Source organism: Streptomyces europaeiscabiei (genome assembly GCF_001550375.1).
Lineage (GTDB): Bacteria > Actinomycetota > Actinomycetes > Streptomycetales > Streptomycetaceae > Streptomyces > Streptomyces europaeiscabiei.
Genome location: NZ_LRTR01000736.1, coordinates 11,992 through 28,751 on the forward strand (window position 1 = coordinate 11,992; position 16,760 = coordinate 28,751).

9 protein-coding genes are annotated in these 16,760 nt (G+C 69.3%); 3 read left to right on the forward strand and 6 right to left on the reverse strand.

Annotation, left to right across the window (positions count from 1 at the left end; all coding sequences use genetic code 11):
• Nucleotides 1-12: 12 nt before the first annotated feature.
• The 6 genes from AWZ10_RS36560 to AWZ10_RS36585 all read right to left on the reverse strand — a co-directional run bounded on the left by AWZ10_RS36560 (nucleotide 13) and on the right by AWZ10_RS36585 (nucleotide 13,337).
• Nucleotides 13-2,187, reverse strand: coding sequence for a GDSL-type esterase/lipase family protein (locus AWZ10_RS36560; RefSeq protein WP_079104591.1), 2,175 nt, complete (start codon nucleotides 2,185-2,187; stop codon nucleotides 13-15).
• Nucleotides 2,188-2,196: 9 nt separating this feature from the next.
• Nucleotides 2,197-3,456, reverse strand: coding sequence for an SGNH/GDSL hydrolase family protein (locus tag AWZ10_RS36565; protein ID WP_244172669.1), 1,260 nt, complete (start codon nucleotides 3,454-3,456; stop codon nucleotides 2,197-2,199).
• Nucleotides 3,457-3,464: 8 nt separating this feature from the next.
• The gene (locus AWZ10_RS36570; RefSeq protein WP_063809825.1) at nucleotides 3,465-7,112 is read right to left on the reverse strand and encodes a beta-galactosidase; all 3,648 of its coding nucleotides are present in this window, start codon (nucleotides 7,110-7,112) and stop codon (nucleotides 3,465-3,467) included.
• Nucleotides 7,109-8,977: a DUF4091 domain-containing protein gene (locus AWZ10_RS36575; protein WP_060893167.1), complete on the reverse strand. Its 1,869-nt coding sequence runs from the start codon at nucleotides 8,975-8,977 to the stop codon at nucleotides 7,109-7,111. Before AWZ10_RS36575 ends, AWZ10_RS36570 begins: the two co-directional genes overlap by 4 nt.
• 110 nt (nucleotides 8,978-9,087) lie before the next feature.
• Entirely contained in the window at nucleotides 9,088-12,123 is a 3,036-nt protein-coding gene (locus AWZ10_RS36580) for a TIM-barrel domain-containing protein (protein WP_046702862.1), read from the reverse strand.
• A gap of 314 nt (nucleotides 12,124-12,437) precedes the next feature.
• Nucleotides 12,438-13,337, reverse strand: coding sequence for an SIS domain-containing protein (locus AWZ10_RS36585; protein WP_046702863.1), 900 nt, complete (start codon nucleotides 13,335-13,337; stop codon nucleotides 12,438-12,440).
• A gap of 166 nt (nucleotides 13,338-13,503) precedes the next feature.
• Here AWZ10_RS36585 and AWZ10_RS36590 point away from each other — a divergent pair, with 166 nt between their 5' ends.
• From AWZ10_RS36590 to AWZ10_RS36600, 3 genes are read left to right on the forward strand one after another with little or no spacing between them, the layout of a single operon-like run.
• Nucleotides 13,504-14,757 (forward strand): extracellular solute-binding protein, encoded by a 1,254-nt coding sequence (locus AWZ10_RS36590; RefSeq protein ID WP_060893168.1) that lies wholly within the window; start codon nucleotides 13,504-13,506, stop codon nucleotides 14,755-14,757.
• 4 nt (nucleotides 14,758-14,761) lie between these two features.
• A complete protein-coding gene (locus AWZ10_RS36595; protein WP_060893169.1) occupies nucleotides 14,762-15,727 on the forward strand; it encodes a carbohydrate ABC transporter permease in 966 nt (321 codons plus the stop codon).
• Nucleotides 15,727-16,659 (forward strand): carbohydrate ABC transporter permease, encoded by a 933-nt coding sequence (locus tag AWZ10_RS36600; protein ID WP_060893170.1) that lies wholly within the window; start codon nucleotides 15,727-15,729, stop codon nucleotides 16,657-16,659. The genes AWZ10_RS36595 and AWZ10_RS36600 overlap by 1 nt, the downstream gene beginning before the upstream one ends.
• The last annotated feature ends 101 nt before the right edge of the window (nucleotides 16,660-16,760 follow it).

Genomic DNA, 16,760 nt, shown 5'->3' on the forward strand with positions numbered 1-16,760 from the left:
CGTTGGTACCTCTCACTCGTGGGTGGAGAAGGAGTCGAAGAGCGCAGTCGTGGTCTGGCCGGGGTAGTTGAGGTTGACGGCGCTCGCGACCATCCCGGCGTCCCCGGTGCCGCTCGCCGACGGCACGGTGGCTGCCGCGACCTGTTGCCAGGCGGTGCCGTCGGAGCTGGCGTACGCGGTGTAGGCGGAGCCGTCGCGGACGAGTTTCAGCCAGGCGGGGTGGTACGAACTGCCGCCGCCGGCCCAGGTGTCCAGCTTGCCGTCACCGTCGCTGTCAGTCAGGAACTCCAGGCCGAACCGCGCGGACATGGTGAGCACCGCGTAGCCGCCCGCCTCCGGCGCGGTGAGGTCGTTTGCGACGGCGATCCCCGCCTTGGCGGACGGGCCGCTGCCGGTCTGACCGACGACCCGGACGGTCACCGTGCCGGACGACGGCGCGGCGTCGGCCAGGTAGACCGCCGCCTTCTCGTCCTTCCAGCCGGACAGGTCCTGGCCGCCTGCCCAGATCGCGAACTGGTCGCCGTTCTGGGCGTATTGGGGCTGCTCGGTGGTGGTGGCGGTCGTCAGGTACGGCGCCCGCACCTCGGAGGGAGCGGGGGTCACCGTGGCGTCCACGCTGTCGGAGTCGTGGGGAGTGCGGCCGTCCTGGACGAAGGACGTGCGTACGCCGATCTCGTGGGTGCCCCAGACCGCGTCGGCGGCCGGGGTCACCCTCCAGGTGAGGAGGGCGCTGTCGCCCGGGGCGAGGGAGCGGATCCGTACGCTGCCGGCCGGATCGGCGGACCAGCCGTCGGGGAGATCGAGACGGGTGCTGATCTGGCTGACCTTCGTGGGACCGGTGTTGGTGACGGTCGACGTGATCCGAGTGCCGTCGCCGCCGGCCTGCAGAGCCGGCCGGTAGGGGGTGAGCCGGACGCGGGCCGACGGGCAGTCGCGGGCCGCCCCGAGGGTGGTGAGGTCGACGGCGTCGGCGAACGCCTTCATCCCGGTGTCGTTCGGGTGCAGATGGTCACCGGAGTCGAACGCGGCGGCGTAGCGGGTCGGGTCGTCCGGGTCCCGTACGGCCTTGTCGAAGTCGGCGTAGTCGTCGAAGACGCCGCCGGAGTCGCGGACGAACGCGTTGACCTTCTGCCGGTCGGCCTCCTTCGCCTCGGTCCACCAGTCACCCCAGCCGCGATACGGCACGACCGTCGCGCCGATCAGGCGCAGCCCACGGGCGTGGACACGGCGCGAGATCTCCTTCATGCCGTCGATCACCTGGTCGCCGGTGGCGCCGCCCCAGCTGAGGTCGTTGACGCCCTCGAACAGGATCACCGTCCGGGCGCCCGGCTGCGACAGCACGTCGCGTTCCAGCCGGTCCAGCGCCGACGGGTTGCCGTCGACGCCGGCCGTGATCCGGTTGCCGCTGATGCCCTCGTTCAGTACGCCGGCGGTGGACGAGCAGGCCGACAGCCGCCCGGCCAGATAGTCGGGCCAGCGCCGGTTGGTGTTCGAAGTGGAGGACGCGCCGTCGGTGATGGAGTCGCCGAGCGCCACCACGGAGCCCGCCGTGTCACCGCCCCGTACGTCGACGCCGGTCAGGAAGGGGAAGGTCGAGTCGGTCCTGGTGAAAGCGGTCCCTTCGGCGTCCCCGGCGTGGTCGCCGCCGCCGTCGGGCGTCCAGTAGACGGTCTGCAGGCCCATCCAGTGCTGGCTGATGTGGGTGAGCCGGCCGGGGAAGTACAGGCTGACGACCAGGTCGCTGCGGGCCGGCACGGGGATCCTGACGGCATCGCTCACCGCCTGCTCCCCGGCGGGGATCGTCACCTCGTCCTTGCCGCCGAAGCGGACCTCGTACGGCTTCGCGACGGCGGAGCCGCCGTCCCGGCGCCCCACGGTCGCGTGCCCGATGGTCACCGGCTCGGTGGTGAAGGCGTTGGTCAGGCGGATGCGTACGCTCGACCCGCCGGCGCTCACCCGCACCGGTATCCGCACCGTCACCTCCGAGGTGCCCGGGTCGTACGAGGCGTGCTGCGCGGTCGCCCAGGTCCCCGTCCACGGCGGCTGCTTGGTCTCGGCCGCGGCCGAGGTGGTCGGGAGCAGGGCTGCCAGGATGGCCGCCAGGGCTGTGACCAGGGCCGCGAATCTTCGGTGTTCCCGCAGGTGCCCCCGCAGGTGCCCCCGCAGGTGTTCGAGCGGTCCGGACATGGGTCCTCCTCAGGAACACGCGCGGCCGAGGCCGAGCTCGGCGAGGTCGATGGAGTCGGCGAAGGCCTTCATGCCGGCGTCGTTGGGATGCAGATGGTCGCCGGAGTCGTAGGCCGCGCCGAGCCGCCGCGGGTCCGCAGGGTCCCGCACCGCCTTGTCGAAGTCGGCGTAGTCGTCGAAGACCCCGCCGGAGTCCCGGACGAACGCGTTGACCTGCTCTCGCCGGGCCTCCGTCTCCTCGCTCCAGCCGCCCCAGGTGAAGTCCTTGTACGGCGTGATCGTGGCGGCGACGACCCGCATCCCGCGCCGGTGTGCCCGGTCGGCGATCTGCGTCATGCCGGCGATGATCTGCTCGGCGCTCGCCCCGCCGAGGTCGTTGATGCCCTCGAAGAGGATCAGGGTCCGCGCTCCCGGCTGGGAGAGCACGTCCCGTTCGAGGCGGTCCAGGGCGGAGGGGTTGGTCGCGGTCCCGGCGGTGATCCGGTTGCTGGTGATGCCCGCGTTGAGCACCCCCGCGCCGGGCCGGCAGGCGTTCAGCCGGGCGGAGAGCAGGTCGGGCCAGCGCTGGTTGGTGTCGGGCGTCGAGAAGGAGCCGTCGGTGATCGAGTCGCCGAGCGCCACCACCGACCCGGTCCTCGGCGCGGTCACATCGACGCCGCTGAGGAAGGGCCAGCTCGTGGTGGTCCAGGTGTAGGCGTCACCGGCGGTGTCGGCGGCGTGGTCGCCCGCCCCGTAGTCCGTCCAGTACACGGTCTGCTGCGCCCACCAGTGGTCGGTGATGTGCGTGACCTGGCCGGGCAGATGGAGACTGACCACCAGGTCGGTCAGAGCCGGCACGGCCAGGCGGACCGGATCGCTGACCGCCTCGCCGCCCGCCGGGATCGTGACCTCGCGCTTTCCGCCGAACCGCACGTCGTACGGGCGCTCCACGGCGGAACCGCCGTCACGCAGGCCCACCGTCGCGTGTCCGATCGTGATCGGGTCGGTGGCGTAGGCGTTGGTCAGCCGGATGCGTACGGAGGAGCCGCCGACGCTGGTGTGCACCGGCATCCGTACCGTCACCTCGGACATCCCCGAGACCTCGAAGTGTTCGCTCGCCGCCGTTGCCCAGGTCCCCGTCCAGCCGCGCCGAACGCCCTGCTGACCGGCCTCGACGGAGGACGGCGCCCAGGCCTGGACGGGCTCGGCGGCGGTCGCCGGGGCCGCCGTGCCGAGCAGCGGGGCGGCCAGGAGCAGCGCCGCCGAGCCGTGCCGGACGGTCCGTCTCACCGAGGGCATCAGGCACCGCCGCCGCAGGTGAGCTTGGCGTCGGCCCAGTCGGCGTGGTCGGTGGAGACATCGCCGTCCCCTTCGACCAGCAGGTCCAGCCAGCGGGCGCCCGTCACGTCCACGTCGACCGCGGTGCCGCCGTCGGAGCCGTACCGCACCGGGCTGTCGAACAGGGAACGGCCGTCGGCGATCACCTCGAAGGAGACGCTGCCGTTGTCGCCGACCTCGTCGTCCACTCCGGCGGTCGCGGTGAACCGGGTGCAGCCACCGCCGAGATAGACCCGGACCTGGCTGTTCGCGTGGACACCGATGCCCTTGGCGTAGGTGGTGCCGCCGATGCTCAGGGGACGGCCGTCACCCGCCGCGTTCTCCCCGTTGGAGGTGTCCTTCTCCACCGGACCCCAGCCGTTGACCGCCTTGACCAGCGTCAGGTCGCTCACATCGGCGTCGGCGGACAACCCCGGCGGTGGCACCTGCACGGCTCGTACACCGGTGACGGTGCCCGGACGGCCGGGCTGGGTGAGTTTGGCGGTCGCCGAGAGGACCGCGTAGTGGACCGGGTCGGTGGGCGGGGTGACGGTGTAGTCCGCGGTCACCGTGTCGCCGGGCCGGACCCGGGCGAAGCGGGTGGTGTCGTCGGTGGTCGCGGTCCAGCCGTCCGGGACCTTCAGCGTCAGCTCGACGTTCCGGGCGGTCGGCGCGTCCTTCGGCACGGTGACGCTCACGGGGACCTCGGCGGCGGTGCCGGTGCTCAGGAACGGTTCGGCGTCGACGGTGACACGGGCGCCCGCGTCCGGCATGGCGTACGTCTTGGCGTCGTACGAGGGCGCGGTCACAGTACCGATCTTGATCCCGCCCGCCGTGGCGCCGAGGTCGACGAGCTTGGCGGAACCCGGGCCCGCTCCGGCCTTGGTGGACCACACGGCCAGGGCGATGGTGTTGCCGCCCTGCTCGCGCAGGATGCCCTTGGGAATGACGAACCGTGTCTGCGGTCCGGTGTCCGGCAGGTAGCGGCCGATCAGCCAGCCGTTGACGAAGATCTGCGCGCGGTAGCCAGTGCCGCCGCCCTCGGCCTCGGCGAGATCGAGGGCGATCGCGTTGTCCTGGCCCTGCGGCAGGTCGAGCCGGGCGGAGGTGCGGTACCAGCGCACGCCGGTCCCGGTCTTCGTGCTCTGACCGGCGAGGGTGGTGTTCTTCCAGCTGCCGTCGGGGTAACCGGCGAGGGACCAGCCGGCCCGCTCCCCGTACAGCCCGCCGTTGTTGTACGGGCCCCGGGCGGTGTCCACGGGGTCCTCGCCACCCCGGCTGCCCTGGATCTTCCACGTGAGCGTGGAGGCCCCGCCGACCACCTCGGCGCCGAGCAGACCGCGCGGCTCCTTGGAGTAGTCGTGGCCCCATTCCTCGTTGTGGCCCGCGTTCTCCACCAGGACGGACAGGACGTTGTCCTCGCCGGCCTTCAGCATGTCCGCCGGGATGTCGAAGGTGTGCGCGCCGTCTCCGGAGGAGCCGAGGTAGCGGCCGTTGAGCCAGACCGCGTACTGGCCGGTCGGGCCGGTGTTGGCGTTCAGCGCGAGTCCGGTCGCCTTACCCGTGGTCCTGAACCGGCCGCGGTACCAGACGTTGCCGTGGTGGTAGCCGTACTCGTCCATCGCGAGGACCGGGAGCGATCCGGCCAGCTCGGGGTTGTGGGCGGTGAGGCGGTCGGCGGTGGTCCAGGTGGAGTCGTCGAAGCCCGGGGCGGACTCCGGTGCCTCCTCCTTGTACTTCCATGTCGTCAGCGCGGGCAGCCCGACCGGGCGCGGCGCCTGGGTGACGGCGACCTTGCGGCCGTTCCACGTCACCTTCTTGGCGTCCGCGATGACCTCGATCTTCGTGGCCTTGATGGAGTCGCCGGTCAACTTCAGTGTGCCGCGCGCGAGTTCGGCGGTACGGACGAGGGACGGTCCTCGTACGAGGACCGGGCCCTTGGCCGTGTCCTGCTGCCACCAGTGCGCGGTCTCGGCGGTGTCGGCGATCAGCAGTTCCATGCCGTTCACCAGCACTCGCGTCAGGCCCTTGTGGGTGTAGTTCAGCCGCAGGTCGCCGCGTTCGGCGTCCCAGGTGGTGGTGACCTCGCCGTCGGGGACGGTGACCTCGGGCCGCTCGGCGTACCGCAGCACGGTCTCGCCGGCCTCGCCCTCACGTCCGTACAGCAGCGCCACGTCCCGGTCGGCGATCCGGGCGTGCGTCATGATCTCCGAGGTGGAGTAGACGAGCCGCTGGCTCTCGCTCAGGTCGTAACCGGCCACGAGGAGTTTGGCGTCCCGGCCGTCGACGGTGATCGTGCCCTGTTGCGGCACGCGCGGGTAGTCGCCGTCCGCGCCGGTCAGCGACAGGGTCGTCTCGTCCTTGTCCTTCACGCGGGTGTCGGCGTGCCGGACGGTGAAGAACTGGGTGCCGTCGTCGGGGTTGACGCGCCGGTCGACGCGCAGTGCCTCATCGGAGGGAGTGGGTGCCTCGGCCTTGTCGGTGCGCGCCAGTGAGGTGACGGAGTTGACCATGTAGCCCAGGCGCTTGAACTCCTGGTACTTGTCCGTGAGTTGGCGGGACTCGTTGATCGGCGCCCCGTAGTCGTACGACGTGTAGACCGCGTTCGGGTCGGCGAGCCATCCCCAGTTGGTGCCGCCGTACGTCATGTAGAAGGATTGGCCGCTCACTCCGGCGGCGATGTTCATCTTGCTGAACACCCGGGTGAAGTCGGTGCCGGTGAGCTTCGCGCAGTCCTGGTATCCGGTGCCGCCCCAGGGGTCGAACGCGCCGCCCTGTGCCTCCGGGATGATCAGCGGGGACTCGGGCTTCCACTCGTTGACGTACGAGTAGTCGGGCAGGTTCTTCCAGGTGCCGGGGTCCTTGCAGTCGAAGCCCTGGGGGTAGGCGTCGAAGCCGTAGATGTCCGGGGCGCCCTTGCCGCTGACCCAGTTCTTGTTGGCACCGCCGTCGTTGACGAAGGTCGGGACGTCGATGCCGTCCTGGCGCGCCCAGTCGATGAGGGTCTGCATGTAGTCGGCGTCGCGGCGACCGCCCTGGTACTCGTTCTCGACCTGGTACAGAATCACTGTCCCTTCGCCCCGGGTGAGTTGGTGCCGGGCGATGATCGGGTTGATCCGGCTCATCCACTCCCGGGCCGCCTCCATGTACTCCGGCTCGGAGGTGCGGTTCACGCCGGCCTGTGTCTTCCGCCAGGCGGGCATGCCGCCGCCGGAGACCTCCGCGTTGATGTACGGGCCGGGGCGGGCGATCACGTACAGGCCCGCGCGCTCGGCCTCGTCGAGTAGCCGCTCCACGTCACGGATGCCGGTGAAGTCGTACTGGCCCGGCTTGGCCGAGTGGTAGCCCCAGTCGAAATAGAGCGAGACCGCGTTGAAACCGCCCGCCTTGATCTTCTGGAGCACGTCGCGCCATGCGTCGGGGCTCGGCAGCCGGAAATAGTGGAGTTCGGCGCCCCAGAGGTACAGGGGCTTGCCGTCGACCTGGACGGCGTACTGGTCGTAGGTGACCGTGTGCGGGGCACGCGCCTGTGCCTCCGCCGCGGCCGGTGCCGCGGCGGCACCGGTGCTGGTCAGGGGCATGACACTCAGTGCCGCGGCGAGCGCCAGGGACTTCCACTTCACCCTCATGACGTCAGCCCCTTCACGACGGCCGCCCGCGCGGTCTCGATGTCGCCGACGTCCTTCGTCCGGCCGTCGAGGTTCCGGGTCGCGGTGGTGAGGGCCTCGGTCAGGGCGTCACTGTCGGCGCCGCCATCCTCCTCGCGCAGCTGAGCGATGAGTTCGTAGTCCTCGATGCCTTCCTTCAGCTGCTCCCAGCGGATGCTGGACATCGGGCCGTTCTTGCCCGGGTAGACCAGATACTCGTCGCCCTGGGTGAAGATGTGCACCGGTTGCTTGAAGGGGGCGCTGGTCCAGCTGTTGTAGGACCAGCGCAGGAAGCCGTCCAGGTTCCGCTGGGCGGAGATCCACGGCAGCATCCGCGACTCGACGGCGGGCGAGAACGAGAGCGTGTTGGGGTGGGCGGGCGCGCCGTACACGTAGAAGGTCGTGGTCTTGCCGGCCTTGCGCCGCTCGGCCACCTTCTCCTTCGTCATCGCGTCGATGCCGCCCCAGTCGACGGACAGGTTCGACGCGACACCTTCCGTGCTGATCGAACCGGCGACGGAGATACGGTCGTCGAAGACCGGCGCTACCTCGTGGACGAAGTCCTTGACGACCGTCATCGCGCTGATGGGCCGCTCGTCGAAGGACAGCCAGGTGTCCTCCAGCCAGCCCTTGGCCTTCACATGCTTCTCGAAGGCGGGCAGGAACGCTCCCCACGCCTCCCGCCAGCGGTCGCCGCCCAGGTCGACGTTCTCGTAGACGGTCCTGCCGGTGCGGGTGTCGGTGTAGGTGAGGTGCTCCTGGTCCTGGAACGCCAGCATGGAGAAGGCGCCGATGTCGGGCCCGAGCCCGGCGCGTCTGGCGGTCTGGACGTACTTGTCCCAGCGGCCGAAGTCGAAGGAGAACGACTTACCGTTCCAGGCCCAGCCCACCATGCTGCTGTACGGCGTGGCGGTCTGCGACTCCCGCGTGCCCAGCGACCACTGGTGGTGCCAGGGGTTGTCGACGATGGTGGTGTTGACGACCTTCTGGCCGCGCGACGCCAGGTCGCGGTTGTACTTCTCGATCAGCTTCCAGTGCTCGTCGGACCAGAGCTTGACGCCGTGGTTCTTGGCGATCGTCTCTGGCTGCGCCCACACGTCGAGGAAGAAGCCGTAGTCCTTCGGGTCGGGCACGCTCGCGTCCGCGACCTCGATGGTCAGCGGATAGGTTGACTGGGTGCGGCCGTCGGCGTTGACTTTCACCGTGCCGGTATAGGTACCGGGTCTCGCCTTGTCCGGGATCTTGAAGGTGAACCACAGCGGCTGCGCCGCGTACGCAGGTACGTCCACGGAGGACCGCTCCTCGAGCGCGTCGCCGACCACGTCGGGGTTGCGGTCGCCGGACACCTCCTTGGCGGAGCTGACCTGGTCGATGGTGGCGGACCAGTCGACCTCGCTCTTGGAGCGCTGTACGGGCACGTACTTGACGAACCGGACCTGCGTGTCGGCGCCGGACAGCTTCGCGCCGCCGGGCCCGGTGAGGTCACCGACCACGGCCTTGACGTCGTCGAGTTCCTGGCCGGAGGCGATCGCCAGCTGCGCCGAGACCTGCTCGTTGCGGACGCCGGAGAGCTTGAGCTCCTTGGTGTCCTTGCCCTGGATGGCGGTCATCGGGTAACGCGGGACCCGCTCCTCCGCGGAACCGGCGAAGGAGCCGGTGGGAACCCAGGTGATGGTGTCCCTGGTGCCCATGGCGTCGGCGACCTTGACGGTCAGCCAGGTGGTGGTGGCCTTGGAATTGAGGTCGGTGCTCGTGGTCGTCGTACCGGTGACGGCGATCGCGGTGGTGCTCGCGGCCACGACCACGCCCGCGACGAAGCCGGAGACAGCTGAGGACGTACGTGCCATGGGGTGAGTTCCCTCTCTCACGGACGTGCGGTGAGTGGCCCGTCCCCGGCAGGCCCCAGGGGAGTGGCGGCCTGCCGGGAAGCGGGGGTGGTGCCGGGGATACCGGCGTGTCAGGAGGTGACGGAGAATCCGCTGAAGACTGCTTCGATGTTCTCGCCGGGGTAGTTCACGTTGGCCGCGCTGGCGACCATCCCGGCGTCACCGGTACCGGCGGCCGACGGCACCTGGGCAGTGCCGACCTGCGACCAGGTCTCGCCGTCCTTGCTGGCGTACGCGGTGTAGGTGTCGCCGTCCCGGGTCAGCTTGAGATGCGCCGGGTGGTAGGTGGAGCCCCCGCCCGCCCAGGTGTCGAGCTTCCCGTCGCCGTCGCTGTCGGTCATGAACTCCAGGCCGTAGCTCTCGGTCATGGCCAGCACCGCGTAACCGCCCTTCTCAGGCGCGGTCAGGTCGTTGGCGAGGGCGATGCCCGCCTTGCCGACCGGTGAGGCACTGTTCTGGGAGACCAACCGGGCCTGCACGGTAGCCTTTTCGCCTGCCGCGTCGTCGCGGTAGATGACGCCCTTCTCGTCCTTCCAGCCGGACAGGTCCTGGCCGCCCGCCCAGATGGCGAACTGATCGCCGGCCTGGGCGTACTGGGCGCCCCCGGAGGTCGTGTCGGCCGTCAGGTACGGCTCCTGCACGCTGCCCGGGGCGGCCTTCACCTGCGCCGGCACGGTGTCGGACACCTTCTGCGAGCCGCCGTGACCGGTATAGGTGGCGGTGCCGGCGAGGTCGTGGCTGCCCCAACGGGTGTCGTCGGCCGGGGTCACCGTCCAGGTGGTGGTGAGTGTGGCGCCGTTCTTGAGGGACTTGGTGGTGGTCGGGCCGGTCGCCTGGGCGGTCCAGCCGTCGGGCAGGTCCAGTGCCGCCTTGGCGTTCCTGAGGGTGCCGGTGCTCCAGTTGGTGACCTCGGTGGTCACCTGGAACGGCGTACCGGCGTCGGTGGCCGGGGCGTCCGGGGTGATCAGAACGGAGGCGGCCGGAGCGTCGTCGCGCTTGAGCGCCTTGAGGGCCTTGGTGGCGCCCTTGGCCTTGAGGTTGACGAAGGCCGGGGTGACGCCGAGCGGCGCCGCGTACCCCTTGAGGGTCTTGGGACCGCGGATCACGGTGCCCTGGTTCACGTCGTACCAGGTGCCCGGCGGCAGATGGACGGAACGAGTGGCGCCCGTGCTCAGCTTGGGCGCGGCCAGTACGGCCGGGCCGAGCATCCACTCGTCGGTGACCGTGTAACTCGCCTCGTCCTTCGGGAAGTCGAAGAACAGCGGCCGCATGATCGGATCGCCGGTCTTCAGGGTGCTCTGCACCTGGTCCCAGATATAGGGGGCCAGCTTCTCGTGGGTCTCGATCGCCTCCCGGTAGAGGTCGACCGTCTCCTGGTCGTAGTCCACCTTCTGCCCGGTGGTGGTGTCGTTCGTGTCCACCGGGGAGGTCGAGGCGTACATCAGCGGCATCAGCGAGGCGGACTGCGCCCACCGCACCAGTACGTCCTTCGTCGGTGCGGGCTGGCCGCCGGAGCCGCCGATCATGTCGGACTCGACGAACGGGTAGCCGATGGTGGAGATGGCCAGGTTCTGAGTGGCGGAGGCGCGCAGGGAGTCCCAGCCGGTGCCCTTGTCGACCTGGCGGGTGACGAAGCCGGCCTCGTGGGCCGTCCGGTTCCAGTGCACCCGGATGCCGGCGCCCTGGAGGTCGAACTCGTCGGCGAGTTCGGTGCCGAGCTTCTGGTAGTCCGTGGCCTGGTGACCTTCGCGCGGCGCGCACTTCTCGTCGAAGAACCGGGTGTCGAACTTCAGCCCGTCGATGTCGTACGTGTCCATCAGCTTCTTGAGGTTGCCCTCGTACCAGGCCTTGGCGTCGGGGTTGGCCAGGTCGATGATCCCGGCCTGGCCGTTCCACCAGGTCACTTCACACGGCTTGCTCGTGTCCTTGGAGTCCATGAGCAAGTAGCCGTTGTCGACCGCGTACTGGTAGTTGTCGGAGTCCAGGTTGATCCACAGGGTGACCCAGATGCCGAAGTCGAACCCCATGTCGTGGATCTTCTTGGAGAGACCCTTGGGATCGGGGAAGGTCTTGGGATCCCAGGTCAGGTTGCCGTAGTTCGACTCCCACTTGTCGTCGAGCTGGATGGTGTGCCCGTCCAGTCCGTTGTCGTGGAGGTCGGTGGCGTAGTCGAGCAGCTTCTCCTGGTCGATCTTGGTGTAGAACTGCGCCCAGGAATTCCACAGCGGCTTGGCGTACTGCTCGTACGTGGCGTCGGACTTGGTCGGCCTGCCGACGATGCCGATGTAGTCGCGGTAGACCTCCAGCGGAGTCGACTCGACGAACACGGTGGCCTTGTAGGTGTCGGGCGACTCGACGGTGAAGGTGCCGAGGCCGTCCCTGCCCATGTCGATCGCCACGTCCATGACGTGCCCGGTGTCGACATGGAGACCGGTCGACCTGGAGGTGTACCAGAAGGGGTCGATCATGTTGTACGAGGCCGGGCCGAAGGTCTCGTGTTCGACCTCACCGGCGTCCAGCGGCCAGGGCTGGTTGACACCGGGACCGCCCTGCGGGGTCTCCGCCTCTCCGTGGCCGTACCAGTGGCCGGCCGACGACAGGTCGTAGGCGAGGCCCAGTTGGTCGGGACTGTCGCCTTCGACGTCCCAGTCCAGCTGGTAGCGGTCGGCCTCGGGCGTGAGCCGGGCCTCGACCGTGGCGCCGTCGAGGGTGGTGTCGGCGCTGAGGGTGAGGACGCCGTCCTTCCACGTCCAGTCGGTGACCGCGGTGGCGTGCTCCCACTTCTCGTCGGAGCGGAAGCGGAGCCCTCCGGTGTCGCCGCCCGCGGTGCCGAGCACGGTCTTTCCGGAGCGCTCGGTGGTCAGGGCGAGTTCGTCGGTGGCGACGTCGACGGTGTAGCCGGGTGCCTTTCCGGTGCCCGGCACGGACAGGGTGAGGCCGTCCGCGCTCTCGGTCACCTTCGGCCGGGCCGTGGCGTCGGCCCGGGCTGCGGTGTCTGCCCGGGCCGACGTGGTGAAAGGTTCGGCGACGGGCGGGACGAACGTCAGGGCTAAGGCGGCGGCCAGCAGTGTGCCGAGGCTGCGCGGTCTGAGCGGATGGTTGCGCACTCACGTCCTCCTGCGGGGGCGGGGCATGGCGTGGTGGAGTAGCGCTGCAAGATCATGCGTATTTCTGTTTATGTTCTGGCGATAAACGCCAGGTGTCAACACTTCCCTTCATGATTTATCAGGAGCACCACTGGCCACTGTCGGCCCTGGTGACGGGTGGTTTCCCGGGTCCGCGCCCTGCCTCGGGAGGCCGCGGACCCGGGAAAAACGGCTGTAAATTCCACGTGAACCGCGCTCGGTTCGGCGGTTCCCGCAACTGTGTGCGGGTCTGGTGGCCGACGGTGGCGGCCAAGGACCGCCGGATCCCGCCGGGGTCAGGTCAGGATCACCGAGCGGGTCAGATGGCGGGGGTTGTCCGGGTCGAGCCCGCGCGCCCCGCCCAGGGCGACGGCCAGCCGCTGCACCACGACGAGGTCGGCCACCGGGTCGCGCCCGAGGGCGACCAACTGGCCGCCGGTGCGGGCGATCTCCTCCGGCAGGCCGTCGGGAACGGCCGTCGGGTCGCCGAACCACCAGGCCACCCGGCCCGGTCCGGTGATGCTGATCGGCCCGTGCCGGTACTCCATCACCGGGTACGCCTCCGTCCACGCGCCCGCCGCCTCGCGCATCTTCAGGGCCGCTTCCTGCGCGATTCCGTACGCCCAGCCGCGCCCCAGGAAGGTGAACTGCTCGGCGTCGAGGAGCTCTTCGGGTAGTGGCTCGACCAGCGCCGAGGCGGCCTGTGCCGCCAGATGGCCGAGGTCCTCACCGAGCAGGGCGCGCAGCAGCACCAGTTCGGTGGTGGCGAACCGGGTCTGCACCACCGACGTCTCGTCGGCGAAGTCGAGCACGACGGCCGCGTCGGCGACGTCCATGACCGGGGTCGCCGGGTCCGCGGTGACCGCGACGGTGGGCGTCCGGCCGCGCATCCGGCCGAGCAGCTCCAGCACTTCCGAGGTGGTGCCGGACCGGGTCAGCGCGACCACCCGGTCGTAGGCCCGGCCGGCCGGCATCTCGGAGGCCGGAAAGGCGTCCGTCTCCCCGTGGCCCGCGGATTCCCGGAGCACCGCATAGGCGTGGGCCATGAACCAGGAGGTGCCGCAGCCCACGACGGCGACTCGCTCACCGGGCCTGGGCATGGCAGCGCACGCGGGGTCGTCCGGCCGCCGTGCCAGTTCGATGGCGCGGCGCCAGCACTCGGGCTGGGTGGCGATCTCGATCTCGGTCCGACTCATGAAGAGGCTCCCGTCTCGGTGCTCATGGGGGCCGCGGCGAAACCGAGTGGTGACCGTCGGCCCTTGACATCATGCGCGATCTGTTGGGCATGATGGATATAGATGCTTGATCTTAGCCATTTTCAAGCAAAAACAATCACTCGGTTGCAGTGAAGGTGGGTACCCCGTGAAACGGCACCTCGTCGGTAGCGCAGCAGGTGTGGCCCTCGCCCTGGTCCTCACCGGATGCGGCAAGGGAGGTTCGACCGGTGGCGGCGACGCCGACGGAAAGACGATCAGGTTCGTGGCCGCGAAGTACGACGACGACACCCAGCCCTACTGGGAGAACCTCATCAAGGACTTCGAGGCCGAGAACCCCGCCTTCCAGGTCGAGTTGGAGGTCGTCGACTGGGAGCAGATCGACTCCAAGGTCAAGACGTACATCCAGACCGGGCAGCAGCCCGACGTCCTCAACTACAACAAGTTCTCCGACTTCGCGCGCGACGACCTGATCTACCAGGCAAAGGACGTCGTGTCGCCCAAGGTGCTCGCCGACTTCCTGCCGCTCTTCGCCGACCAGGCGCAGTACGAAGGCGTCCAGTACGGCCTGCCGTTCATCTCCAGCGCGCGGCTCTTCTTCTACAACAAGGACCTCTTCGACAAGGCCGGGATATCCGAGCCGCCGTCCAGCTGGGCCGAGGTCGAGGACGCCGCCGAGAAGTTGAAGAAGGCCGGGGACATCCCGCTGGGCCTGCCGCTGGGCGCGGAGGAGGCCCAGGCCGAGTTCTACATCTGGGCGATGAACAACGGCGGCGGCTGGACCGACAAGTCGGGACAGTGGGCCGTCGACCAGCGGGCCAACGTGGAGACGTTGGACTTCCTGCGGAAGCTCACCAAGGCCGGTCTGACCCAGCCCAACCCCGAGGCCACCAACCGCAAGGACGTCTTCAACCAGTTCGCCCAGGGGAGGATCGGCATGATCAACGGCGCCGTCTTCATGCGCAAGGGCTTCATCGACACGGTCGACAAGCAACTGAACTACGGCGTCGCGCCCCTGCCCAGCAAGGACGGCACGACGCACAACACGCTCGGTGTCCAGGACTACCTGGTGGCCTTCAAGAAGAAGGACGAGGGCAAGAACCGAGAGGCCGTCAACAAGTTCCTCGACTTCTTCTACGAGAAGAAGAACGCCTCGAAGTTCCTGTCCACCGAGGGGTTCCTCTCGGTCACCAAGTCGGCCGGTGACGCGCTGAGTTCGGACTCCGCCTACTACAAACCGTTCGTCGACGCGCTGTCGGGCGCGCGGTTCGCACCCACCGGCAACCCGAACTGGGCGACCGTCGAGGGCGCCGTGAAGCAGCGCATCGGCACCGCCGTGTCGAGCGCGGAGCCCGAGAAGGTCCTCAGCGAGATCCAGAAGACCGCAGAGAAGGACGGCTGACGGGGTGGCCGTACAGGACGTCGGCGCACGCACCGCCGGGGCGGAGAAGGACCCGACCCAGGCGGCACCGCGACGCGCCTCCCGCCGCCGGTCCACACGGCTGCGGGCGCTGGAGCCGCTGCTGTGGCTCGGCCCCGCACTCGTACTGATCCTGGCCGTGGTCGTCTGGCCCGTCGTCGAGATGGTCCGCACCTCCCTGATGGACATCAGCTCCACCGGACTCACCCAGGGCTTCGCGGGCGGCGCCAACTACACCGAGCTGTTCGCCGAACCGGACCTGCCGGGCGTGGTACTGCGCACCCTGATCTGGGTGGTGGGCGTGGTGACGGTCACCATCACCGTCTCCCTGGCCCTGGCGCAGTTGCTCAACGCCCGTTTCCCGGGGCGTCGGCTGGTCCGCTGGGCGCTGATCGTGCCCTGGGCGGCGTCGGTGCTGATGACGGCGCTCACCTGGCGCTGGATGCTCAACAACTTCTACGGCGTCGTCAACCGCGTACTGATGGACGTCGGAATCCTGGACAGGCCGGTGAACTGGCTCGCCGACCCCGTCCAGGCGTTCGCCTGGATGATGGCCGTGGCGGTCTTCGTCTCCCTGCCGTTCACCGCGTTCGTCATCCTCTCCGGACTGGGAACCATCCCGGCCGAGGTGTACGAGGCGGCCCGCCTCGACGGCGCGGGACCGGTCCGCACCTATCTCGCCGTCACCCTGCCGCTGCTGCGCCCGTCACTGCTGGTCGCCGCGATCATCAACGTCATCAACGTGTTCAATTCGTTCCCGGTCATCTGGGCGATGACCCGAGGCGGCCCCGGCTTCTCCACCGACACGACCACGACCTATATGTACAAACTCGCGTTCGACAACCAGGACGTCGGCGAGTCGGCCGCCATGGCCGTGGTGAACTTCGCGCTGATCCTCCTGGTGGTGCTGGTGTACCTGCGCGTCGTCCGCCGCCGAGAGGAGACCGGCTGATGTCCGCCGCCACTGCCGAGACAGCACCCACAGCCGAAACCGCGACCGAGACCGCGGCCGGACCGGCAGCCAGAGGGGCGGCCACCACCACCCGGAGACGGCGCCCGCCCCGGCTGCGCACCGTGGTGCTCGCCGCTGTGGGCTGGCTGGTCGCCCTGACGTTCCTCGCGCCGTACCTTCAGATGCTGCTCACGGCCCTGAAGCCGACGCCGGAACTGATGAAGTCACCGCCGTCCTATCTGCCGTCCCAGTGGAAGTGGTCCAACTTCGCCGACGTCTGGTCGCTGAAGGATCCGCCCGTCAGTGACGCGCTCTGGTTCTCGCTGTACGTCGCCGGGATGTCCACACTCCTCACCCTGGCCGTGGGCCTGCCCGCCGCGTACTACACCGCCCGCAACCGGTTCCGCGGGCGCGGCGCTTTCCTGCTGCTGGTGCTGGTCACCCAGATGTTCGCGCCGACCGCGCTGCTGGTGGGCATCTACCGGGAGATGGTCAGCCTCGATCTGACCGACACCGCGGAGGGGCTGATCCTGGTCAACGCGGCGTTCAACCTGCCGTTCTGCATCTGGATCCTCAACGCGTACTTCGCGACCATCCCCAAGGAACTGGAGGAGGCGGCGTACATGGACGGGGCGGGACGGCTGGGCACGCTGGTCCGGGTCACCCTGCCGCTGGCGCTGCCGGGAGTGGTGACGGCGCTGGTCTACACGTTCATCGGAGCCTGGAACGAGTACGTCGTTGCGCTCACCATCACCTCGTCCGGCGACCGGACGACACTGACCAAGGCCATCCCGGGCTTCGTCACGGCGTATCAGGAGCAATGGCAGTACCTCTTCGCCACCTCGCTGATCGCGATCGTGCCGGTCGTCGTCCTGTTCGTCTTCGTGGAGCGCTATCTGATCAGCGGTCTGACGGCCGGCGGCATCAAGTGATCCGCCGGACAGGCGCATGCGGCGAGGGCGAGGGCGGAGGCGGGGTCAGGGCCGGGGCCGGGGTCAGGACTTCGACCCCGGGCCGGGCCTCGGGCGGGGCC

Coding starts and splice junctions, on each gene's coding strand:
- AWZ10_RS36585 (WP_046702863.1), bottom strand. CDS start 13,337: ATGAGTCGGACCGAGATCGAGATCGCCACCCAGCCCGAGTGCTGGCGC.
- AWZ10_RS36600 (WP_060893170.1), top strand. CDS start 15,727: ATGTCCGCCGCCACTGCCGAGACAGCACCCACAGCCGAAACCGCGACC.
- AWZ10_RS36560 (WP_079104591.1), bottom strand. CDS start 2,187: ATGTCCGGACCGCTCGAACACCTGCGGGGGCACCTGCGGGGGCACCTG.
- AWZ10_RS36575 (WP_060893167.1), bottom strand. CDS start 8,977: ATGGCACGTACGTCCTCAGCTGTCTCCGGCTTCGTCGCGGGCGTGGTC.
- AWZ10_RS36570 (WP_063809825.1), bottom strand. CDS start 7,112: ATGAGGGTGAAGTGGAAGTCCCTGGCGCTCGCCGCGGCACTGAGTGTC.